Origin of the sequence: Pseudomonas xanthosomatis, assembly GCF_019139835.1 — a bacterium.
Taxonomy (GTDB): domain Bacteria; phylum Pseudomonadota; class Gammaproteobacteria; order Pseudomonadales; family Pseudomonadaceae; genus Aquipseudomonas; species Aquipseudomonas fakonensis.
Map to the genome: position 1 here is coordinate 5,615,170 of NZ_CP077075.1, position 21,605 is coordinate 5,636,774.

The 21,605-nt window shown below is 64.0% G+C and carries 24 protein-coding genes; 1 reads left to right on the forward strand and 23 read right to left on the reverse strand.

Annotated elements, in window-relative coordinates:
- Positions 1-162: 162 nt before the first annotated feature.
- From KSS93_RS24795 to trmJ, 21 genes are all read right to left on the reverse strand, one after another.
- A complete protein-coding gene (locus tag KSS93_RS24795; RefSeq protein ID WP_217886397.1) occupies positions 163-954 on the reverse strand; it encodes an amidohydrolase in 792 nt (263 codons plus the stop codon).
- Positions 942-2,090: a pyridoxal phosphate-dependent aminotransferase gene (locus tag KSS93_RS24800; protein ID WP_217886398.1), complete on the reverse strand. Its 1,149-nt coding sequence runs from the start codon at positions 2,088-2,090 to the stop codon at positions 942-944. Before KSS93_RS24800 ends, KSS93_RS24795 begins: the two co-directional genes overlap by 13 nt.
- Before the next feature lie 212 nt (positions 2,091-2,302).
- Positions 2,303-3,766 carry a ribosome biogenesis GTPase Der gene (gene der, locus KSS93_RS24805; protein ID WP_217840214.1) on the reverse strand — a complete coding sequence of 488 codons (1,464 nt, stop codon included), beginning with the start codon at positions 3,764-3,766 and terminating at the stop codon, positions 2,303-2,305.
- A gap of 117 nt (positions 3,767-3,883) precedes the next feature.
- A complete protein-coding gene (bamB, locus tag KSS93_RS24810) occupies positions 3,884-5,053 on the reverse strand; it encodes an outer membrane protein assembly factor BamB (protein ID WP_437182074.1) in 1,170 nt (389 codons plus the stop codon).
- Positions 5,028-5,669: a tetratricopeptide repeat protein gene (locus KSS93_RS24815; protein WP_217840216.1), complete on the reverse strand. Its 642-nt coding sequence runs from the start codon at positions 5,667-5,669 to the stop codon at positions 5,028-5,030. The genes bamB and KSS93_RS24815 overlap by 26 nt, the downstream gene beginning before the upstream one ends.
- Positions 5,670-5,707: 38 nt before the next feature.
- Positions 5,708-6,994, reverse strand: a complete 1,287-nt coding sequence (gene hisS / locus KSS93_RS24820) for a histidine--tRNA ligase (RefSeq protein WP_217886400.1) — start codon at positions 6,992-6,994, stop codon at positions 5,708-5,710.
- A gap of 22 nt (positions 6,995-7,016) precedes the next feature.
- Positions 7,017-8,126, reverse strand: a complete 1,110-nt coding sequence (ispG, locus tag KSS93_RS24825; protein WP_217840218.1) for a flavodoxin-dependent (E)-4-hydroxy-3-methylbut-2-enyl-diphosphate synthase — start codon at positions 8,124-8,126, stop codon at positions 7,017-7,019.
- 3 nt (positions 8,127-8,129) lie between these two features.
- On the reverse strand, positions 8,130-9,131 hold the full coding sequence (locus KSS93_RS24830; RefSeq protein ID WP_217886401.1) for a RodZ domain-containing protein: 1,002 nt from the start codon (positions 9,129-9,131) through the stop codon (positions 8,130-8,132).
- Positions 9,128-9,889 (reverse strand): type IV pilus biogenesis/stability protein PilW, encoded by a 762-nt coding sequence (pilW, locus tag KSS93_RS24835; protein ID WP_217886402.1) that lies wholly within the window; start codon positions 9,887-9,889, stop codon positions 9,128-9,130. The genes KSS93_RS24830 and pilW overlap by 4 nt, the downstream gene beginning before the upstream one ends.
- Positions 9,890-9,904: 15 nt before the next feature.
- Positions 9,905-11,047 (reverse strand): dual-specificity RNA methyltransferase RlmN, encoded by a 1,143-nt coding sequence (gene rlmN, locus KSS93_RS24840; protein WP_217840221.1) that lies wholly within the window; start codon positions 11,045-11,047, stop codon positions 9,905-9,907.
- Positions 11,048-11,075: 28 nt separating this feature from the next.
- Positions 11,076-11,501, reverse strand: coding sequence for a nucleoside-diphosphate kinase (gene ndk, locus KSS93_RS24845; protein ID WP_008092560.1), 426 nt, complete (start codon positions 11,499-11,501; stop codon positions 11,076-11,078).
- Between the two features lie 89 nt (positions 11,502-11,590).
- Positions 11,591-11,791, reverse strand: a complete 201-nt coding sequence (iscX, locus tag KSS93_RS24850; RefSeq protein ID WP_016393987.1) for a Fe-S cluster assembly protein IscX — start codon at positions 11,789-11,791, stop codon at positions 11,591-11,593.
- A gap of 11 nt (positions 11,792-11,802) precedes the next feature.
- A complete protein-coding gene (fdx, locus tag KSS93_RS24855) occupies positions 11,803-12,144 on the reverse strand; it encodes an ISC system 2Fe-2S type ferredoxin (protein WP_023533300.1) in 342 nt (113 codons plus the stop codon).
- A 3-nt stretch (positions 12,145-12,147) separates the two neighbouring features.
- Positions 12,148-14,010, reverse strand: coding sequence for a Fe-S protein assembly chaperone HscA (hscA, locus tag KSS93_RS24860; protein WP_217886403.1), 1,863 nt, complete (start codon positions 14,008-14,010; stop codon positions 12,148-12,150).
- Positions 14,011-14,053: 43 nt separating this feature from the next.
- Positions 14,054-14,575, reverse strand: coding sequence for a co-chaperone HscB (gene hscB / locus KSS93_RS24865; RefSeq protein WP_217886404.1), 522 nt, complete (start codon positions 14,573-14,575; stop codon positions 14,054-14,056).
- A gap of 8 nt (positions 14,576-14,583) precedes the next feature.
- Positions 14,584-14,907 (reverse strand): iron-sulfur cluster assembly protein IscA, encoded by a 324-nt coding sequence (iscA, locus tag KSS93_RS24870; protein WP_003248536.1) that lies wholly within the window; start codon positions 14,905-14,907, stop codon positions 14,584-14,586.
- Positions 14,908-14,935: 28 nt separating this feature from the next.
- The gene (gene iscU / locus KSS93_RS24875) at positions 14,936-15,322 is read right to left on the reverse strand and encodes a Fe-S cluster assembly scaffold IscU (RefSeq protein WP_007929523.1); all 387 of its coding nucleotides are present in this window, start codon (positions 15,320-15,322) and stop codon (positions 14,936-14,938) included.
- 46 nt (positions 15,323-15,368) lie between these two features.
- Positions 15,369-16,583 (reverse strand): IscS subfamily cysteine desulfurase, encoded by a 1,215-nt coding sequence (locus KSS93_RS24880; protein WP_217840224.1) that lies wholly within the window; start codon positions 16,581-16,583, stop codon positions 15,369-15,371.
- A gap of 42 nt (positions 16,584-16,625) precedes the next feature.
- The gene (iscR, locus tag KSS93_RS24885; protein WP_050704358.1) at positions 16,626-17,117 is read right to left on the reverse strand and encodes a Fe-S cluster assembly transcriptional regulator IscR; all 492 of its coding nucleotides are present in this window, start codon (positions 17,115-17,117) and stop codon (positions 16,626-16,628) included.
- Positions 17,118-17,284: 167 nt separating this feature from the next.
- Positions 17,285-18,085, reverse strand: coding sequence for a serine O-acetyltransferase (gene cysE, locus KSS93_RS24890; protein WP_217886405.1), 801 nt, complete (start codon positions 18,083-18,085; stop codon positions 17,285-17,287).
- Between the two features lie 3 nt (positions 18,086-18,088).
- The gene (gene trmJ, locus KSS93_RS24895) at positions 18,089-18,844 is read right to left on the reverse strand and encodes a tRNA (cytosine(32)/uridine(32)-2'-O)-methyltransferase TrmJ (RefSeq protein ID WP_217886406.1); all 756 of its coding nucleotides are present in this window, start codon (positions 18,842-18,844) and stop codon (positions 18,089-18,091) included.
- Positions 18,845-18,995: 151 nt separating this feature from the next.
- Between trmJ and suhB the strand changes: the two genes are divergently transcribed.
- The gene (suhB, locus tag KSS93_RS24900; RefSeq protein WP_217886407.1) at positions 18,996-19,814 is read left to right on the forward strand and encodes a type III secretion system regulator SuhB; all 819 of its coding nucleotides are present in this window, start codon (positions 18,996-18,998) and stop codon (positions 19,812-19,814) included.
- 209 nt (positions 19,815-20,023) lie between these two features.
- Here suhB and KSS93_RS24905 read toward each other — a convergent pair whose 3' ends face one another.
- Positions 20,024-20,572 carry a glycine zipper 2TM domain-containing protein gene (locus KSS93_RS24905; RefSeq protein ID WP_217886408.1) on the reverse strand — a complete coding sequence of 183 codons (549 nt, stop codon included), beginning with the start codon at positions 20,570-20,572 and terminating at the stop codon, positions 20,024-20,026.
- Between the two features lie 120 nt (positions 20,573-20,692).
- Positions 20,693-21,601, reverse strand: a complete 909-nt coding sequence (secF, locus tag KSS93_RS24910; RefSeq protein WP_217886409.1) for a protein translocase subunit SecF — start codon at positions 21,599-21,601, stop codon at positions 20,693-20,695.
- Positions 21,602-21,605 lie beyond the last annotated feature (4 nt).

Here is a 21,605-nt window from a genome sequence, read left to right on the forward strand (position 1 = left end):
CAGGGCGGGCCCTTTCGCGGGGCAAGCCCGCTCCTACAGGGGGCCGCGGTTACCTGTAGGAGCGGGCTTGCCAGCGATGAGGACAGGCCTGCAAACACAAGATCTGCGCTGGGGCTGACGGCCCTATCCCCGGCAAGCCGGATCCTACGGGTACACGGTTGGTCAATGCAGCTCGAAGGTATCGGCGTCCAGGTTGGCCGGGAAGCGGGTGCGGTAGGCGGCCAGTTCCGCCGCCCGCAACTCCACGGTGAACACCCCGTCGGCCTCGCCTGCACTCAGCAGGCTCTCGCCCTGGAAGTCCAGCACCTGGCTGTCGCCGGAATAGGCAAAGCCCTTGCCATCGGTGCCCACCCGGTTCACCGCCGCCACGAAGCACAGGTTCTCGATGCCGCGTGCCGGCAGCAGGCGGTTCCAGTGCAGGCGGCGCGCTGCTGGCCAGTTGGCGGTGTACAGCAAAAGGTCGGTGTCCTGGGCGTCGCGGCTCCACACCGGGAAGCGCAGGTCGTAGCAGATCAGCGGGCGAATGCGCCAACCCTTGAGCTCGAACTGCACCTGGCGCTCGCCGGGGGTGTAGTGCTTGTGCTCACCGGCCATGCGGAACAGGTGGCGCTTGTCGTAGTGCAGAATCTCGCCATCCGGGCGCGCCCACAGCAGGCGGTTGCGGTGGCTGCCGTCGGCGGCCTGGATGATCACACTGCCGGTGATCACCGCACCGGCCTTCTTCGCCTGGGCCTTGAGCCACTTGTAGGTCGGGCCGTTTTCCGGCTCGGCGAGGGCTTCGGACTCCATCGAAAAACCGGTGGTGAACATTTCCGGCAGTATCACCAGGTCGACCGCGCCGGCCTGGGCAACCAGCTCCTCGAAATGGGCGTAGTTGGCCTCGCGGTCCTGCCAGGCCAAGGTGGTCTGCACCAAGGCCACTTTCAGGTTGGGCAATGCACTCAGATCGCGCATAGTCGTTCCGCCGCCTGACGCAGCGTCTCCTCACGTTTGGCAAAGCACAGGCGTACCAGGCGTTGCTCGGGGATGGGTTGCTGATAGAACACCGACACCGGGATGCTCGCCACGCCATGTTCGCGGGTCAGCCACAGGGCCATGTCGATGTCGTTCAGGTCCGGGCGGATCTGCGAGTAATCCACCAGCTGGAAGTAGGTACCCGGGGTGCGGGTGAAGCTGAACCGCGAGCCCTGCAGCAGGTCGCAGAACAGGTCGCGCTTGGCCTGGTAGAAGCCCGGCAGCTCATCGATATGCTCGGGGTGCTCGGCCATGAAGTCGGCCAGGGCACACTGCAGCGGCGTGACGCCGCAGAAGTTGACGTACTGGTGCACCTTGCGCAGCTCGGCACTCAATGCTGGCGGGGCGATCACGTAGCCGGTCTTCCAGCCGGTGACGTGGTAGGTCTTGCCGAACGAGCTGATGACGAAGGCCCGCGAATACAGCTGTTCATGGGCAAGCACGCTGGCATGGCGCACGCCATCGTAGATCAGGTGCTCGTACACCTCGTCGCTGACCAGGTAGATGTCACGCCCGGCAATCAGGCCCGCCAGTTGGTCGAGGTCCTGCCGGCTGATCAGTGCACCGCTTGGGTTGTGCGGCGAGTTGAGGATGACCATGCGCGTGCGCGGGCTCAGAGCATCGCCCAAGCACTGCCAGTCAATGCTGAAGCTGTCGCCTGCCAGAGGCACGTGCACACAGCGGCCACCGGCCAGTTGCACCGCGGGTTCGTAGCTGTCGTAGCAAGGGTCGAAGACGATCACCTCGTCACCGGCCTGGATCACCGCCTGGATGGCGCAGAAGATCGCCTCGGTGGCACCGGGGGTGATGGTCACTTCCTGGTCGGCATCCACGTTCACCCCGTACAAGCGGGCGACCTTGCCCGCTACCTGCTGACGCAGGGCCGGCAGGCCGGTCATCGGCGCGTACTGGTTGTGCCCGGCAGCCACATGCCGGCCAACGGCATCGAGCAGGGCCTGGGGGCCGTTGAAATCGGGGAAGCCTTGGGAGAGGTTGAGCGCGCCGGTCTGGACGGCCAGCTGCGACATGGTGGTAAAGATGGTCGTGCCGACGTTCGGCAGTTTGCTGCGGATCATGGAGCCCTCTTTCCTGGGGTTTGTCCGGCACGGGGAGTGAGTCCGAGCATAGCGGATCAAGCAGTCAGGAAAAAGGTTGAAACAATAGGGGGATTGCGTTGGGTCAAAGGGCCTCTTCGCGGGCAAGCCCGCTCCCACAGTAATCGCACAATCCGTGAGGACGGCGCTGTACCTGTGGGAGCGGGCTTGCCCGCGAAAAAGCTGACGCGCAATCAGCGCTTGTCGCGGCGCTTCTTCTCGGCCTTCTTGTGGTGCGACATCAGGCGGCGCTTCTTGTTGACCTGGCGGTCGGTGAGGGTGTTTTTCTTGCCCTCGAACGGGTTGTCGCCACCCTTGTACTCGATGCGGATCGGCGTACCCACTAGCTTCAGCACGCGGCGGTAGGTGTTCTCGAGGTAGCGCGAGTAGGAGTTGGGGATCTTGTCGGTCTGGTTACCGTGGATCACGATCAGCGGCGGGTTGGCACCACCCAGGTGGGCATAACGCAGCTTGATCCGGCGGCCATTGACCAGCGGCGGCTGGTGCACGGTGATGGCGTCTTCGAGAATCTGCGTCAGGCGGCTGGTCGGCCAGCGGGTGACCGCCGACTTGAACGCGGCCTGCACCGACTTGTACAGGTTGCCCACGCCGGTGCCGTGCAGCGCCGAAATGAAGTGAATGTCGGCAAAGTCAACGAAGAACAGCCGGCGCTCCAGCTCGGTCTTGACGTAGTCACGCTCGCCCGGCTCCATGCCGTCCCACTTGTTCAGGGCGATGACCACGGCGCGGCCGGCGTCCAGGGCGAAGCCCAGCAGGTTGAGGTCGTGGTCGACCACGCCTTCGCGGGCGTCCATGACGAAGATCACCACGTTGGCGTCCTTGATCGCCTGCAGGGTCTTCACCACCGAGAACTTCTCGACCTCTTCGTGGATCTTGCCGCGCTTGCGCACCCCGGCGGTGTCGATGAAGGTGTACTTGTCACCATCACGCTCGAACGGGATGTAGATACTGTCGCGGGTGGTGCCCGGCTGGTCGTATACCACCACGCGCTCTTCGCCGAGCATGCGGTTGACCAGGGTCGACTTGCCCACGTTGGGGCGGCCGATGATGGCGATCTTGATGCCGTCCTTCTCGCTCGGGCCGGGGATGCGCGTGGCTTCCTCGCCTTCGGCGACGTTCTCGTCGAGAGCTTCGTCCTCGGGGTCACGCGGGATGTGGCCGAGCAACGACTCCATCAACGCGTTGATGCCGCGGCCCTGGGAGCCGGCCACCGGGATGGCGTTGCCCATGCCCAGCGGCGAGAACTCGGCGCGGGCGATGTCCGGGTCGATGTTGTCGATCTTGTTGGCTACCAGAATCGCCTCTTTGTTGCGCTTGCGCAGGTGGTCGGCAATCATCTGGTCGGCAGCGGTCATGCCGGCGCGGGCATCGACCAGGAACAGGACGTAGTCGGCCTCTTCGATGGCCATCAGCGACTGTTCGGCCATTTTCTCGTCCATGCCCACTTCGTCGCCGGTGATACCACCGGTGTCGATGAGGATGTACGAACGGCCCTGCCAGCTGGCATCGCCGTACTGGCGGTCACGGGTCAGGCCGGACAGGTCACCGACGATGGCATCGCGGGTCTTGGTCAGGCGGTTGAACATGGTGGATTTGCCGACATTGGGCCGGCCCACCAGGGCGATTACGGGAACCATGCGGTCTCCACTCTTGAATTCTTGAAAATGCAAAGGCCGCTGCAAAGGCAGCGGCCGGTATTCGGGCGGTGCATCGTGCACCGCGGCTCGAGCCCGCATGCGAGCTCAAGCATAGCTTCAGCGGATGGTCAGTGCCTCGAGCTTGCCGCTGTTGCCGAAGACGTAGATGGTGTCGCCGACCACAAGTGGGCGGGCGCGCAGGCCATCGCTGTCGATACGCTCACGGCCGACGAAGCGGCCATCGACCTGGCTCAGCAGGTGCAGGTAACCCTCGAAGTCACCTACCGCCACGTAGCTGGAGAACACTTCCGGCGCCGACAGCTGGCGGCGAGCCATGCTGTCGTTGCTCCACAGGGCGCTGGAGGAACGCTCGTCGATACCCTCGACGGTGCCCGACGCCTCGCTGACGTAGACGTTGCCGAAGCCCTGGGCGACACCCACGTAGCTGGAGGCATCGCGCTGCCACATCACACGGCCGCTTTCCAGGTCCAGGCCGGCGACGCGGCCCTGGTAGGTGCTGACGTAGAGCGTGCCACCGGCCAGCAGCAGGCCGCCGTCGATGTCCACTACGCGGTCAAGCTCCGAACGGCCCTGCGGGATGGCCACACGGCTTTCCCACACTGGCACGCCGTTGCTGATGTCCACCGCCACCACCTTGCCGGTGGACAGGCCAGCGACGGCCAGGCGGTTGGTGACGATCGGCGCACCGGTGCCACGCAGGGTCAGTACGGCCGGGGTGCTTTCGTAGATCCAGCGACGGTCACCGGTGGTGGCGTCGAGGCCAATCAGGCGGTCGTCCTGGGTTTGTACCACCACCACGTCGCCGTTGTTGGCGGGCGGTGCCAGTACTTCGCTGGTCACGCGCGAACGCCAGCGTTCTTCGCCGGTGCTCGAGTCCAGGGCGATCACTTCGCCCTTGAGAGTACCCAGCATGACCAGGCCGTAACCTACGCCAACGGCGCCGGAAACCGGCAGTTCGAGGTCTTTCTTCCAGACCACGTCGCCGTTCAGGCGGTCGAGGGCGAACACCTTGCCGTTGACGTCGGCTGCGTAGATACGGTCGTTTTCGATAGCCGGTACCAGGGTGTTGTAGGTTTCACCCTGGCCGTCACCGATCGAACGGCTCCACTGCTTCTTCAGCACCACTTCCTCGGTGAACTTGGTCAGTTCGGCCGGGGGCAGTTCCTTCTTGCTGTTGCTGCTGCAACCTGCGGCCAGTACGGCGAGGGTGAGCACAGCTGCTGTTTTCCAACCCTTCACTTCAGGCGTCCCCTTTGGCCAGGTCATCCAGCTTCAGTTGCAGGCCACCGACCGCGGCGTCGTCAGACAGCGCAGCCTTGGCTTTTTCGTAGGCACCGTGCGCGTCGTCGGCACGGCCCAGTTGTACCAGCAGGTCGCCCTTGAGCTCTTCGCGGCTGGCCTGGAAAGCCTTGTCGGTGTCGCCGTCAAGCAGCTTGAGCGCTTCTTCGGCCTTGTCCTGGGCCGCGAGCACACGGGCCAGGCGCTGGCGCGAGATCTCGCCCAGGGTGGCGTCGGCCGGCTTGTCCAGCACGGCTTTGAGTTCAGCAGCGGCGTCGTCCAGCTTGCCGCTGTCGACCGCCACTTTAGCCACGAACAGGCTGCCGTACTGGGCATAGGCGGTACCGCCGAACTCGCTCTTGAGCTTGCCGGACAGCTCGGCAACCTTGCCGGCGTCTGGCTGGCCGTCCGGGGTCAGCGAGGTTTCCAGCAGGGCCTGGTACAGCGCCGAAGCGCCCTGGGACTGGTTGGCCTGGTACTTGTGCCAGGTCTGCCAGCCCATCACCACCACGCCGGCCAGCAAGGCACCGGTCAGCAGCGGCTTGCCGTTGCGGTTCCACCAGTCCTTGACGCCTGCCAGATCATCATCATCGGTACTCGACACCCCAATACTCCTTTTCGCCTATTCGTTGTTGAACCGCGTTACGCTTGGGCGATCGCGGTTTCCAGGTGCTCGGCAAGAGCATCCCAGGCAATGTTCTGTTGTTCGCCCTGGCCACGCAGGGGCTTCACACCGACTTGCTGCTTGGCGAGCTCGTCGTCGCCGAGGATCAGCGCGAACAGCGCGCCGCTCTTGTCGGCCTTCTTGAACTGGTTCTTGAAGTTGCCACCACCGGCATTCACCGCCAGGCGCAGCTTCGGCAGGCGGTCACGCAGCTGCTCGCTGAGTTTCAGGCCAGCCAGCTCGGCCTGCTCGCCAAAGGCGCACAGGTAAACGTCGAGGGTACGGCTGATCGACTCGGGCACCTTGCCCAGGGTTTCGATCAGCAGCAGCAGGCGCTCGATGCCCATGGCAAAGCCAACGCCGGTGGTCGGCTTGCCGCCCATCTGCTCGACCAGGCCATCGTAGCGGCCACCGGCGCACACCGTGCCCTGGGCACCGAGCTTGTCGGTGACCCACTCGAACACGGTCTTGCTGTAGTAATCCAGGCCGCGCACCAGCTTGGTGTTGATCACAAACGGGATACCGGCCGCGTCGAGGCGAGCCTTCACGCCCTCGAAGTGCACGCGGGACTCTTCGTCCAGGTACTCTTCGAGCTTGGGCGCGCCCACCAGGGCGGCCTGGGTGCCTTCGTTCTTGCTGTCGAGAATGCGCAGCGGGTTGCTTTGCAGGCGGCGCTTGCTGTCTTCGTCCAGCTGGTCGATGCGCTGGGAGAGGAACTCGACCAGTGCTTCACGGTAGCGCGCGCGGGCTTCGCTGGTACCCAGGCTGTTGAGCTCCAGGGTTACCGCGTCCTGGATGCCCAGCAACGCCCACAGGCGCCAGGTGAGCATGATCAGTTCGGCGTCGATATCGGGGCCGGCCAGGTTGAACACCTCGACACCGATCTGGTGGAACTGGCGGTAGCGCCCCAACTGCGGGCGTTCGTGGCGGAACATCGGGCCCACGTACCAGAGCTTCTGCACCTGGCCATTGCCGATGATGCCGTGCTCCAGCACAGCGCGCACGCAGGCGGCGGTGCCTTCAGGGCGCAAGGTCAGCGAGTCCTTGTTGTCCTGGAAGGTGTACATCTCTTTTTCGACGATGTCGGTGACTTCACCGATGGAGCGCTTGAACAGCTCGGTGAACTCGACGATCGGCGTGCGGATCTGGCTGTAGCCGTAGCTGTCCAGCAGGCCGGCCACGGTGCCCTCGAAGTAGCGCCACAGTGGCGACTGGTCGGGCAGGATGTCGTTCATGCCACGGATGGCTTGCAGCGATTTGCTCACGAATAGTCCTTACGAATCTGTGTCAGCCGCGGGCGATCAGCGCCGCGTCGGCCTCGGCCTTTTCGGCCGCTTTCTGGCGAATGAGCTTTTCCAGCTCGTCCACCAGGTTGTCGTTGTTCAGTTTTTGCGCAGGCTTGCCATCGATGTACACCAGGTTCGGCGTACCGCCGGTAAGGCCGACGTGCGATTCCTTGGCTTCACCCGGGCCGTTGACCACGCAGCCGATCACCGCTACGTCCAGCGGTACCAGCAGGTCTTCGAGGCGCCCTTCCAGGTCGTTCATGGTCTTGACCACATCGAAGTTCTGCCGCGAGCAGCTCGGACAGGCGATGAAGTTGATACCACGCGAGCGCAGGCGCAACGACTTGAGGATGTCGTAGCCGACCTTCACTTCCTCGACCGGGTCTGCCGCCAGGGAAATGCGGATGGTGTCACCGATGCCTTCGGCCAGCAGCATACCGAGGCCGACAGCGGATTTCACCGTCCCCGAACGCAGGCCACCGGCTTCGGTGATGCCAAGGTGCAGCGGCTGGATGATCTGCTTGGCCAGCAGGCGGTAGGCTTCGACGGCCATGAACACGTCGGAGGCCTTGACGCTGACCTTGAAGTCCTGGAAGTCCAGGCGGTCGAGGTGCTCGACATGGCGCAGGGCAGATTCCACCAGCGCGGCGGGGGTTGGTTCGCCGTATTTCTTCTGCAGGTCCTTTTCCAGCGAGCCTGCGTTGACGCCGATGCGGATCGGGATACCACGGTCGCGGGCGGCATCGACCACCGCGCGCACGCGGTCTTCACGGCCGATGTTGCCGGGGTTGATGCGCAAACAGTCGACGCCAAGCTCGGCCACGCGCAGGGCGATCTTGTAGTCGAAATGGATGTCGGCCACCAGTGGCACGCTGACCAGTTGCTTGATTTTGCCGAAGGCTTCGGCGGCGTCCATGTCCGGTACCGAGACGCGGACGATATCGACGCCGGCATCCACCAGGCGCTGGATCTGCCCGACGGTGGCCATGACGTCGTTGGTGTCGGTGTTGGTCATGCTCTGCACCGCGATGGGGGCATCGCCGCCCACCGGCACATTGCCGACCCAGATTTTGCGGGATTCGCGACGTTTGATCGGAGATTCGCCGTGCATGACTTACTGTCCCAACTTCAGGCGAGCGGTTTCGCCACTGGTGAACGGGGCGACATCGACCGCCTGGCCGTTGTAGCTCACCTGGGCGCCACGGGCAAAGCCCAGGCGTACCGCGAACGGTGGCTTGCCGGTCAGTTCCAGGCTATCGCCCTTGCGCTTGATGGCGCTGAACAGCACCTTGCCGTTGCCGTCGGTGACCTGGGTCCAGCAATCGGCGGTGAACTGGATGTTTACATTGGCGCTGCCGGCGGCGGCAGGCGCAGCTTCGGCGGCGGGTGCCGGGGCGGCGGCCACAGGGGCGGCAGGTGCCACAGGTGCAGCCGGGGCAGCCGGTGCTGCGGCGGCAGGCGTGCTGGCCACAACCGGGGCCGGGGTGCTGACCACTGGCGCAGTGGCGATGGCAGGCGCCTCGCTGGCCGGGGCTTCGCCAGTGGCGGCGGGCTCCAGCGGCAGGGTCTGGGCTTCTGGCTGCTGGGCTTCGTTGACAGCCTGGTCTTCCGGCTCGTCCAGCGGGTGAATCTGCGTGGTGCCGTCGGCGCTCTCTACCTCGACATGCTCCAGGGCGATCTTGGCCAGGTCCTTGCCGCGCAAGCTGCCCTGGTCCTGCCACCAGACGAAGCCGCCACCGACCACGGCCACCAGCAGCAGCAGGCTGACCACGCGCAGAATGTTGTGCGACAGGCGGACGGGTTCTTCGATACGGCCGAGGGCGTGCACGTCGCTGCCCTGGGCGTGGCTGCCGGTGATCTGGTCGAAGGCTGCGACCAGCGGGGCCTGGTCCATGTCCATCAGCTTGGCGTAGGCGCGGATGTAGCCACGGGCGAAGGTGTGCCCGGGCAGCTTGTCGAAGGCGCCGGTTTCGAGGTTGTTCAGCGAAGAAACCGTAAGGTTGAGCCTTTTTGCGACCTCAGCCTGGCTCCACTCCCGCTTTTCGCGGGCCTGGCGCAGGACATCACCGGGGTTGTGGCGGGGCGCTGCTGCTACTTCGGTGTGCGCGGCTTTCATCGTTGCTCCGACAGGTATTGCTGATATTCCGGCGTACCGGGATAAAGTCGTTGTAATTGCTGGCCCATGCGGGCCGCGGTGCCCTGATCGTCAAGGGCGCTGGCCAGGCGCGTACCCAGCAGCAGGCTGCGGGCGTCGTGGTCGCTCAACTTGCTGAAACGATCGTAATACTCCCGGGCCGGCACATAATGCCTGTTTTCGTAGGACAACTCAGCCATTTCGAGCAACGCTTTCGGTTGCCGCGGGTTCTGCCGAAGCGCCTTCTGCAAATATTGCCGGGCCTGCTCGCCCTGGCCGAGCTTGCGGGCAGTCAGGCCAAGGTTCTCGTACACCCGGGAACGCTCAGGATACAGGGTATCGGCCGCGGCAAGGCGAAACATTGCCTGGGCATCGGCAAAACGGCCCTGAGCATATAGGAAACTGCCGAAGTTGTTGCGGATTCGTGTGTCGCCAGGGCGCGCCGCCAGCGCCTTTTCAAAGTGCTGCTGGGCCAGCTGCGGTTCGTCCTCGGCCTGGAACACCAACGCCAGGGCGGCGTGGGCGTCGGCGTCACGGCTGTCCAAGGCCAGCGCCCTGGTTAGCGGCGCCTTGGCCTGCCCGGTCAAACCTTGTTGCAAATAGCCCAGGCCAAGCTGCACGTACGCCCTACCCGCTTCTTCACGACCCTGGCGGCTGGCCAACGGGTCGCTCGCGCCGCCAGACACGCAGCCGGCCAGCAGCATGAGCATAAGAGCTGACAACGCGGTGCGCAGGGCCATGGCTGCTGGTACTCGTCAGGGGCGCGCAGCGCTGTCTTGCGGCTCGTCGGCAGCGAGCTGACGCACGGCGATGTAGCGCTCGCTACGGCGGGTGCGGTCATTGACCTGGCCGACCAGCTGGCCGCAGGCGGCGTCGATGTCATCACCGCGGGTGGTGCGGGTGGTGACGTTGAAACCGCCGTGGTGCAGCAGGTCCTGGAACCTGCGGATGGCGTTGTTGCTCGGGCGCTCGTAACCGGAGTGCGGGAACGGGTTGAACGGGATCAGGTTGATCTTGCACGGCACGTCGCGCAGCAGCTCGATCATTTGCGCCGCGTGCTCGGGCTGGTCGTTGACATCCTTGAGCAGGGTGTACTCGATGGTCAGCACACGCTTGCCGCCCAGGGTCGACATGTAGCCCATGCAGGAGTCCAGCAGCACCTTGAGCGGGTACTTCTTGTTCAGCGGTACCAGCTTGTTGCGCAGCTCGTCGTTGGGCGCGTGCAGCGACAGGGCCAGCGACACGTCGATGTGCTTGGCCAGCTCGTCGATCATCGGCACCACGCCGGAGGTGGACAGCGTGACGCGGCGCTTGGAAATGCCATAACCCAGATCTTCCATCATGATCTTCATGGCGGCGATGACATTGTCGAAGTTCAGCAGGGGCTCGCCCATGCCCATCATGACCACGTTGGTGATGGCGCGGTCGACTTTGGCAGGGACGGTCCCGAAGGATTTGTTGGCAAGCCACACCTGGCCGATCACTTCGGCGGCGGTGAGGTTGCTGTTGAAGCCTTGCTTGCCGGTGGAGCAGAAACTGCAGTCCAGGGCGCAGCCGGCTTGCGACGAAACGCAGAGGGTGCCGCGGTCGTCGGTGGGGATGTAGACGGTTTCGACGCAGCTGCCGGAGGCAACGCGGACCACCCATTTACGGGTGCCGTCGGCGGAAATGTCTTCACTGACCACTTCCGGGGGGCGAATCTCGGCAACGGCCTCGAGCTTTTCGCGCAAGACCTTGCCGACGTTGGTCATGTCCGCAAAGTCGGACACGCCAAAATGGTGAATCCATTTCATCACCTGACCGGCACGGAAGCGCTTCTCCCCGATTGAGTCGAAGAACTGTTCCATTTCCGCCAGGGTAAGCCCCAGCAGGTTGATCTTGTCAGTCGATGTCGTCATGGATTCACCCTCACTCGTAAGCCTTCGCTTAGCGAGTGGTTACCTCGGTAGCAGCGAAGAAGTAAGCGATTTCGCGAGCAGCGGCAGCTTCGGAGTCCGAACCGTGAACGGCGTTGGCGTCGATCGACTCGGCGAAGTCAGCACGGATGGTGCCGGCAGCAGCTTCTTTAGGGTTGGTGGCGCCCATCAGCTCACGGTTCAGAGCGATGGCGTTCTCGCCTTCCAGAACCTGAACGACAACCGGGCCGGAGGTCATGAAGGCAACCAGGTCACCGAAGAAGCCACGAGCGCTGTGCTCGGCGTAGAAGCCTTCGGCTTCGGCCTTGGACAGTTGCTTGATTTTCGAAGCGACGATTTTCAGGCCGGCTTCTTCGAAGCGGGTGGTGATCTTGCCGATGACGTTTTTGGCGACGGCGTCAGGCTTGATGATCGAGAAAGTACGTTGAACAGCCATGGAAAACTCCAGAAATATGAGTGTTGCGAAAAATTAAACCCGCGAATTATACGCGGGTTCCAGGGGATTGCCTAACCTGCAGCGTGCGCTCAGTCGGCTTCTTCGATCCAGGCCGCCTGGATGGCCTCGAGCACTTTCTCGCCGCCGCGCGACGGATCGTCGCTGAACTCGGGCAGTGCCAGCACCCAACGGTGCAGATCGACGAAATTCACATATTTAGGATCGACTTCCGGCTTGCTTTCGGCAAGCTGGATGGCGATCTCAAGTACATCAATCCATTTCAGGCTCATGCGGACATCCCTCAGTGCGGCGCTTCGGCGGCGTGGTTGAGCGAATACTTGGGGATCTCGATGGTCAGGTCCTGGTCGGCGACCACCACCTGGCAACCCAGGCGCGACTGCGCCTCCAGACCCCAGGCCTTGTCCAGCATGTCTTCTTCGAGCTCGTCGGCTTCTTCAAGCGAGTCGAAGCCCTTGCGCACGATGCAGTGGCAGGTGGTGCAGGCCTTGACGCCACCGCAGGCGCTTTCCATCTCGATGTGATGGTCGTGGGCCAGCTCCAGGATGTTGGTACCGGCCGGCACGTCCACGGTCAGCCCCTCGGGGCAGAATTTTTCATGCGGCAGGAATGTCACCAGCGGCATCGGTTACTCCTCGATCTCATTCAGGTTGCGCCCGGCCAGTGCGGCTTTGACCGTCGAATCAAGGCGACGGGCGGCAAATGCATCGGTCACCTGCGACAGACGCTTGGTCTGTTGCTCGATGGCAGCGCCATCGGTGCCGGCCAGCAAATCACGTAGTTCCTGCATCTGGAAGGCGATGGCGTCGCGCTCGTCACTGCTGAGCAGGCGTTCGCCGTCGGCGTCCAGGGCGCCCTGCACCGCTTCGAGCAGGCGCTCGGCGTCGACCTGGTGCTCACGCAGTTGGCGCGCGTGCTTGTCGGAGCCTGCGTGCTCGAACGAGTCCTTGAGCATGCGGGCGATTTCGCCGTCGGTCAGGCCGTACGATGGCTTGACCTGGATGCTCGATTCCACGCCCGAACCCAGCTCGCGGGCGGCGACGCTGAGCAGGCCGTCGGCGTCCACCTGGAAGGTGACGCGGATCTTCGCCGCACCGGCGACCATGGCCGGGATGCCGCGCAGCTCGAAGCGGGCCAGCGAGCGGCAGTCGCTGATCAGTTCGCGCTCGCCCTGCAGCACGTGGATCATCATGGCCGACTGGCCGTCTTTGTAGGTGGTGAATTCCTGGGCGCGGGCCACCGGGATGGTAGTGTTGCGCGGGATCACCTTCTCCATCAGCCCGCCCATGGTCTCAAGGCCGAGCGACAGCGGGATGACATCCAGCAGCAGCAGCTCGCCACCCTCGCGGCGGTTGCCGGCCAGGGTGTCGGCCTGGATGGCGGCGCCGATGGCCACCACCTGGTCCGGGTCGATGGAGGTCAGCGGGGTACGGCCGAACAGGCCGCCGACCGCTTCGCGCACACGCGGCACGCGGGTCGAACCGCCGACCATCACCACGGCAGCCACTTCTTCCAGCTCGATGCCGCTGTCGCGCACGGCGCGGCGGCAGGCCTTGAGGCTGCGGGCGATCAGCGGCTCGATCATGGCTTCGAAAGCGTCGCGGCTCAGCTCACCCTGCCAGGCGCCGTGGCGCACGCTGACTACTTCGCTGTCGGTGAGGGCCTCTTTCGCCGCGCAAGCGGCCTGCAGCAACTGGCGTTGGGTGGCCGGGTCGAGGTCGGCGGACAGCCCGGCCTGCTCGATGATCCAGCCGGCGATGGCGTGGTCGAAGTCGTCACCACCCAGGGCGGTGTCGCCACCGGTGGCCAGCACTTCGAAAACCCCGGCGGTCAGGCGCAGGATGGAAATGTCGAAAGTACCGCCGCCCAGGTCGAAAATCGCCACCACGCCTTCGGCGTTCTGGTCCAGGCCGTAGGCCACGGCGGCAGCGGTAGGTTCGTTGAGCAGGCGCAGCACGTTCAGCCCGGCCAGACGCGCGGCGTCTTTGGTGGCCTGGCGCTGAGCATCGTCGAAGTAGGCCGGCACGGTGATCACCGCACCCACCAGTTCGCCACCCAAGGTGTCTTCGGCGCGCTGGCGCAGCACCTTGAGGATGTCGGCAGACACTTCCACCGGGCTCTTGGCGCCCTGCACGGTGTCGATGAACGGCATGTGCGACTCGCCGCCGACGAAGCGGTACGGCAGCTGCTCACCCAGTTGCTTGACGTCAGCCAGGCCACGGCCCATCAGGCGCTTGACCGACATAATGGTGTTCAGCGGGTCGCTGGCGGCGGCATCGCGGGCGGCCTGGCCGACGTCGATGGCGTCAGCCAGGTAGCGCACTGCCGACGGCAGAATGACATTGCCCTGGGCATCGGGCAGCGGTTCGCTGCGCCCGCTACGCAAGGCGGCGACGAGGGAGTTGGTGGTGCCCAGGTCGATGCCCACCGCCAGGCGGCGCTGGTGCGGCTGGGGGCTCTGACCGGGTTCGGCGATCTGCAGTAGGGCCATGCTTGTCTGGGTACCTTAGGCGTCGTCACGGGCGACGCCGGGGTTAATCGTCGAGGCGCTCTTCGAGTTGGCGCACTTCTTGGGCGAGCTTGTCGAGGAACTGCATGCGGCGCATCAGGCGCTCGGCCTGCTCGCGCTCGGCAGCTACGTCCCAGCAGCCGGCGAAATCCTCGTTGAGGGTGTTCTGGGCGGCCTTGAGGCGCTTCTTGAACACGGCAACGCCGTCCAGGTCGGCTTCGTCCTGCAAGTCTTCAAGCTCTTCGCGCCACTGCATCTGCTGCAACAGGAAGTCCGGGTCGTGCACGGTGACTTCCTGGGGCACCTCGTGGCCGCCGATGGCCAGCAGGTAGCGGGCTCGGCGCGGGGCGCTGCGCAGGGTCTGGTAGGCGTCGTTCAGCGCCGCGGACTTTTCCAGGGCAACGCGCTGCTCACGCTCGGAAGCGTCAGCGAAGCGGTCCGGATGGACCTCGCGGGCCAGTTCGCGATAACGCGTGGCCAGTTTGTCGAGGTCCAGGCTGAAGCCGGGTTGCAGGTCGAACAGGGCGAAATGGCAAGGAGTACCCACGGCAAGCCTCAAACGTTGAAGCTTTCGCCGCAGCCACACTCACCGCGCACGTTGGGGTTGTTGAACTTGAAGCCTTCGTTCAACCCTTCCTTGACGAAGTCCAGCTCGGTGCCGTCGAGGTATACCAGGCTTTTCGGGTCGATGATGACCTTCACGCCGTGGTTCTCGAACACCTGGTCTTCGTCAGCCAGCTCGTCGACGAACTCCAGCACGTAGGCCAGGCCCGAGCAGCCGGTGGTGCGCACGCCCAGGCGAATGCCCTCACCCTTGCCGCGCCCGTCGAGGGAGCGGCGAATGTGGTTGGCGGCGGCTTCTGTCATGCTGATAGCCATCGGAACTCCTTACCTTGCAACAGGCGACTTAGATCAAGCCTTTCTTCTGCTTGTAATCGCGAACGGCTGCCTTGATGGCATCTTCGGCGAGTACCGAGCAGTGGATCTTGACCGGCGGCAACGCCAGTTCTTCGGCCAGCTGGGTGTTCTTGATGGTTTCGGCTTCGTCCAGGGTCTTGCCCTTCATCCACTCGGTGGCGAGGGAGCTGGAGGCGATGGCCGAACCGCAGCCGTAGGTCTTGAACTTGGCGTCTTCGATGATGCCTTGCTCGTTGACCTTGATCTGCAGACGCATCACGTCACCGCACGCTGGGGCGCCGACCATGCCGGTACCGACATCCGGGTCCTCGGCGTTCATCTTGCCGACGTTGCGTGGGTTTTCGTAGTGGTCGATGACCTTTTCACTGTATGCCATGGTGCAATTCCTTCCTCATCAGGGAGCCGCTCTTGCTGGCGACTGCTTAGTGGGCGGCCCACTCGATCTTGGAGATGTCGACGCCGTCTTTGTACATGTCCCACAGCGGCGAGAGTTCGCGCAGCTTGTTGACCGCCTTGCAGACTTCCTGCGCGGCGTAGTCGACTTCTTCTTCGCTGGTGAAGCGGCCGAAGGAGAAGCGGATCGAGCTGTGTGCCAGTTCGTCGTTGCGGCCCAGGGCGCGCAGCACGTAGGACGGCTCGAGCGAAGCGGAGGTGCAGGCCGAACCGGACGATACGGCGATGTCCTTGAGCGACATCAGCAGCGACTCGCCTTCGACGTAGTTGAAGCTCAGGTTCAGGTTGTGCGGTACGCGCTGGGTCTGGCTGCCGTTGACGTACAGCTCTTCAAGGTCGGAGACCTGCTTGAAGAAGCGGTCGCTCAGGGCCTTGATGCGCAGGTTTTCAGCGGCCATTTCCTGCTTGGCAATGGCGAAGGCTTCGCCCATGCCGACGATCTGGTGGGTCGGCAGGGTGCCGGAGCGCATGCCACGCTCGTGGCCGCCGCCATGAATGATGGCTTCAAGGCGTACACGCGGCTTGCGGCTGACGTACAGCGCGCCGATACCTTTAGGGCCGTAGACCTTGTGCGCCGAGAACGACATCAGGTCGACCTTGAGCTTTTGCAGGTCGATCTCGACCTTGCCGGCCGACTGCGCGGCATCGACGTGGAACAGTACGCCGCGAGCGCGGGTCAGTTCACCGATGGCGGCGATGTCGTTGATCGAGCCGACTTCGTTGTTCACGTGCATCAGCGAGACCAGGATGGTGTCGTCACGCAGCACCGCCTCGACCATGGCCGGGGTGACGATGCCGTCTTCGCCGGGCTCGAGGTAGGTGACTTCGAAACCTTCACGCTCCAGCTGGCGGGCAGTGTCCAACACTGCCTTGTGCTCGATCTTGGAGGTGATGATGTGCTTGCCCTTGGTCTGATAGAAGTGCGCAACACCCTTCAGCGCCAGGTTGTCGGACTCGGTGGCACCGCTGGTCCAGACGATCTCGCGCGGGTCGGCGTTGATCAGCTCGGCCACCTGGCGGCGGCCATTCTCGACGGCTTCTTCAGCCTTCCAGCCGAACACGTGGGAACGCGAGGCCGGGTTACCGAAGTTCCCGTCGACCAGCAGGCAGTCGGCCATTTTCTGGGCAACGCGCGGGTCAACCGGGGTGGTCGCGGAGTAATCGAGGTAGATCGGCAACTTCATTGAGTATCTCCTATCAGGCGGTGGCGTCGCTCGTCGCGGTTATCAGTCGACGGCGGACGTCTCAATCTTGTCCAGCTGGGCAACACGACCCGCGACACGGCGCAGGTCCTGGCGTTGGGCGACTTCTTGCACCTCACGGCGCATGACGAGGTCGGCCAGGCTGATGCCACTGAGGAATTCATGGATCTGCTGGCTCAGATCGCACCACAGGTGGTGAGTCAGGCAGGTATCGCCGGCGTGGCAATCCCCCAGGCCCTGGCAACGGGTGGCATCGACCGATTCGTTGACCGCATCGATGACCTGGGCCACCTGGATGGTTTCCATGCCGCGCGACAGCTGGTAGCCGCCGCCCGGGCCGCGAACGCTGGAAACCAGGCTGCTGCGGCGCAGCTTGGCGAACAGCTGCTCCAGATAAGAGAGGGAAATGCCCTGGCGCTCGGAAATATCGGCCAAAGACACCGGCCCATGCTGCGCGTGCAACGCCAGGTCAAGCATGGCGGTCACGGCGTATCGGCCTTTGGTAGTCAGTCGCATGGCGTATGGTTACCACGGGAGTTACAGGATGTGTGCGAGTATGCGATTCCCGAGCATTTAAGTCAACTATTAGACCTAGTGCTTTAGTCGGGTATGCATGCGGAAGGCGGGCGCGAGTGTAGCAGACAAGGGGCGCAAGCACACGCCCCTTGTGCCGGACGGCGCAATCAATGCGGCTGAGTGTCGCCCTGCCTGGCCTCGGTACAGGCTTCGGCGCAGGCGTCGGCGAACTCGCCGTCAGGCAGCGCCGGCAGCTCCTTGGCGCAGTAGTCACTGCCCATCCGGGTCAGCGCGCCGCACATCCCCTCCAGGCGCTCGTCGACGGCCTGCAGGTGGTCGAGCATCTGGCCGATGGCGCGCGCTACGGGGTCGGGCATGTCGCCGCTGACACCGTAGGCGTCGAAGCCGATCTTCTCGGCCATGGCCTTGCGCTTGGCCTCCACCGCGTCGTCTTCGCTCTTGACGATGATGCGCCCGGGGATACCCACCGCCGTGGCGCCGGCCGGCACCGCCTTGGTGACCACCGCGTTGGAGCCGATCTTGGCCCCGGCACCGACGGTGAACGGGCCCAGCACCTTGGCGCCGGCGCCCACCACCACGCCGTTTTCCAGCGTGGGGTGGCGCTTGCCTTTATTCCAGCTGGTGCCGCCCAGGGTCACGCCCTGGTAAAGGGTCACGTCGTCACCGATTTCGGCGGTTTCGCCAATGACGATGCCCATGCCGTGGTCGATGAAAAAGCGCCGGCCGATGGTGGCGCCGGGGTGGATCTCGATACCGGTCATCCAGCGGCCGAAGTTCGACACCAGGCGGGCCAGCCATTTGAAGTCGCGCTTCCACAGGGCGTTGCCCAGGCGGTGCAGCCAGATGGCGTGCATGCCCGGGTAGCAGGTCAGTACCTCGAAGGCGTTGCGCGCCGCCGGGTCACGATGGAACACGCTTTGGATATCTTCACGCAGACGCTCGAACATGTTTCAGTCCTTCCGTTTATGCGGCTCGCCCCGGGCGACTTTTTGAGTCTCGGTGAGGATGCCGCGCAAAATGCTCATTTCCGTACGCTCTACCGAGCTGCGCCCGTATAGCCGGCGCAGGCGCGCCATCAGGTGCTTGGGCTTTTCCGGGTCGAGGAAGCCGATGCCCACCAGGGTTTGCTCCAGGTGGTCGTAGAAACGCTCCATTTCGTCCAGGGTCGCCAACTCGCAGGCGTTGTCCTTTTCGACTTTCGAAGGTTCACCCTGCCCGGCCAGCCAGGCCATGCGCACCTCGTAGGCGAGCACTTGCACCGCGGCAGCCAGGTTCAGCGAGCTGAAGTCGGGGTTCGAAGGAATGTGCACGTGGAAGTGACATCGCTGCAGTTCGTCGTTGGTCAGGCCGGCGTGTTCGCGACCGAACACCAGGGCGATTTCCTCACCGACGGCGGCGCGCTCGACGGCCTTGACCGCGCACTCGCGCGGGTCGAGCAGCGGCCAGGGAATGCTGCGCTCGCGGGCGCTGGTGCCGATTGCCAGGCTGCAGCCGGCCAGCGCCTGCTCCAGGCTGTCGACCACCACGGCGCCGTCCAGCACGTCGTCCGCGCCCGAGGCGCGGGCCGAGGCATCGGCGGCTGGGAAATCCAGTGGCTGGACCAGCACCAGGCGCGACAGGCCCATGTTTTTCATGGCACGCGCAGCGCCGCCGATGTTACCGGGGTGGCTGGTATTGACCAGAACAACACGAATATTCTGCAACAAGGTGTTGAGCTCACGGATACAGATAAAGGGGCAAATGATCTTACAGAACCGACGGGCGTAACGCCACGAATGCGCATGTCACCCTTCTGCCGAAGCAGATTTCTGATAGACTATGCGGCTTTCCTCTTTAACATCCCCAGGTGAAACGCCCATGCAGCCTATGCTGAATATCGCCCTGCGCGCCGCTCGCAGCGCCAGTGAACTGATTTTCCGCTCCATCGAACGCCTGGATAGCATCAAAGTCGACGAAAAGCAGGCCAAGGACTATGTGTCCGAGGTTGACCGCGCCGCGGAAAAAGTCATCGTCGAGGCCCTGCGCAAGGCCTACCCGAACCACTCCATCCAGGGTGAAGAGACCGGCCTGCACGCCGGCTCCGGTGAAGAAGGCAAGGACTACCTGTGGATCATCGACCCGCTCGATGGCACCACCAACTTCCTGCGTGGCGTTCCTCACTTTGCCGTCAGCATCGCCTGCAAATACCGCGGCCGCCTCGAGCACGCGGTCATCGTCGACCCGGTGCGCCAGGAAGAATTCACCGCCAGCCGTGGCCGTGGCGCCCAGGTCAATGGCCGCCGCCTGCGCGTCAGCTCGCGCACCAGCCTTGAAGGCGCCCTGCTGGGTACCGGCTTCCCGTTCCGCGACAATCAAATGGCCGACCTGGACAACTACCTGGGCATGTTCCGCGCGCTGACCGGCCAGACCGCCGGCATCCGCCGCGCCGGCTCCGCCAGCCTGGACCTCGCCTATGTAGCGGCCGGCCGCTTCGACGCCTTCTGGGAGTCGGGCCTGTCCGAATGGGACATGGCCGCAGGCGTGCTGCTGATTCAGGAAGCAGGCGGCCTGGTGAGCGACTTCAACGGTGGCCACGACTTCCTCGAGAAGGGCCACATCGTTGCCGGCAACATCAAGTGCTTCAAGGCAGTGTTGACGGCGATCCAGCCGCACCTGCCGGAATACATGAAGCGCTGATTGCTTCGGGCATAAAAAAGCACCCCTCGGGGTGCTTTTTTTTGGGCCATTCCCAACCAGCAACGCGGCCCGCCTTGTGTAGGAGCGGCCTTGCGCCGCGAAAGGGGCGCGCAGCGGCCCCAGGATCTGCGGATCCGCCACAAAATTGCCGGAGCTGCTTCGCAGCCCTTTCGCAGCACAAGGCCGCTCCTACAAGGGGCGCACAAACCTCACTGCCCCGGCTGATTCTGCCCCAGCACCAGCTTGCCGTTCTTGTCCAACGGGATGGTCGAGCCCGGCTCGTGGTCCATCTTCACCTTGCCCACCTGGTCACCGATCGAATAGGTGACGTTATAGCCCACCACCTTCTCGCTCAGGTCGTTGACCGTGTTGCAGCGGGTTTGCGTGGTGGTGTAGGTGTCACGCTCCTGCATGTATTCCTGAGCCTTGTTGCCCGCATAGCCACCACCCACGGCGCCGGCCACGGTGGCGATCTTCTTGCCGGTACCACCGCCGACCTGGTTGCCCAGCAGGCCGCCGGCCAGGGCTCCGACCACGGTGCCGGCGATCTGGTGCTGGTCCTTGACCGGCGCCTGACGGGTCACCGCCACGTCCTTGCACACCTGACGCGGGGTTTTCACTTGCTGCTTGATCGGCTGCACGTCGGTGACCTGGGCGTATTCAGGCCCCTTGTTCACCAAGCTGTAGGTCGCCACAGCACCTCCGGCGGTAACACCGACAGCACCCAGAACCGCACCCACCAGCATTGATTTGTTCACGCGAACCTCCTGATCGTTACTACGGGTTCCAGCCCGCTTTCTCCCAGCCTTGGAGCAAAAAAAAAGGCGCGAGTTCAACACCCGCGCCTCTCTTTACGCCAAACGGCGTAGGAAAACCCGTTACGGACGGTCGTCCACACCCTCGGTTTTCACCGGCGGGATCAGGTCTTCGCTGTTCAGGTTCAGCCAGATCAACACCACGTTGGCGATGTAGATCGACGAATAGGTACCCGCCATGACACCGATGAACAGCGCCAGGGAGAAGCCGAACAGGTTGTCGCCGCCGAAGAACAGCAGCGCGGCGATGGCCAGCAAGGTCGAAACCGAAGTGGCGATGGTGCGCAGCAGGGTCTGGGTGGTCGAGACGTTGATGTTCTCGATCAGCGAAGCCTTGCGCATGACCCGGAAGTTCTCACGCACCCGGTCGAACACCACGATGGTGTCGTTCAGCGAGTAGCCGATGATCGCCAGTACCGCCGCCAGCACCGTCAGGTCGAAGGTGATCTGGAAGAACGACAGGATACCGAGGGTCACCACCACGTCGTGGATCAGCGAGATGATCGCACCCACGGCGAACTTCCACTGGAAGCGGAACGCCAGGTAGATGAGGATGCCGCCAAGTGCCAGCAGCATGCCCATACCGCCCTGGTCGCGCAGCTCTTCACCCACCTGCGGGCCGACGAACTCGACGCGCTTGACCGTGGCCGGGTTGTCGCCGCCGACTTTTTGCAGGGCTTCAGCGACCTTGTTACCCAGTTGCGGGTCATCACCCGGCATGCGCACCAGCAGGTCGGTGGTAGCGCCGAAGCTCTGCACCACGGCCTCGTGGAAGCCGGAGCCAACCAGTTCGGTACGCACCTTCTCAAGGTCTGCCGGGCGCTCGTAGGTCAGCTCGATCAGCGTACCGCCGGTGAAGTCCAGGCCAAAGTTCAGGCCCTTCTGCCACCAGCTGAACAGCGCCAACACGGTGAGGAGCACGGTAATGGCGAACGCGACATTGCGCACGCCCATGAAGTTGATGGTTTTCATCGCA